The following is a 454-nucleotide window of genomic DNA, read 5'->3' on the forward strand; positions in this document are numbered from 1 at the left end:
TGCCGTCCACACGAATCGCTGGGCGGGGCGAGCGCTCCAACGAAGAAGAGCGCCGGCAAGGACGATGCCCACGACCGAGAAGAAGCAGGTCACCACGGCGAACCCGGACAACGGGATCTTCTTGCCACCATCGGGGACCTCGAAGTCGACGCCAATGGCCTGGGCCAGCGCAGCGGCGAGGGTGGTGGCGACCATCGCTGCGAGCGTGGCAATGAAGCCGGTGCCGGCGAGCCCGCGGAGCCGGTGAGTGTGGCTGGTCTGGCCCGATACTGGGCCTGCGACGGCCCCGGTGTCATTCATGTTGTTCCTTCCATCATTCGGTAACTGGCGTACGGGGTGGGTTGACTGGCAGATGACGGTCCTGGCCCCGGGGGGTGACGATGCGCACCCTCGCCGTGCGACGGCCGGGGTTCCGCAGGGCGCGGACGCCGGTTCCGCGGAGCCAGAACCCGGC

The 454-nt window shown here is 68.7% G+C and carries 1 protein-coding gene; it reads right to left on the bottom strand.

Features of this window, described 5'->3' with window-relative positions; translation table 11 throughout:
* On the bottom strand, nt 1-300 hold a 300-nt coding region (locus tag CAY82_RS27535), incomplete at its 3' end, for a DUF6069 family protein (protein WP_218190857.1).
* Between the last annotated feature and the right edge of the window lie 154 nt (nt 301-454).

The sequence above is a fragment of the Pseudomonas sp. SID14000 genome (genome assembly GCF_002165135.1).
Lineage (GTDB): Bacteria > Pseudomonadota > Gammaproteobacteria > Pseudomonadales > Pseudomonadaceae > Aquipseudomonas.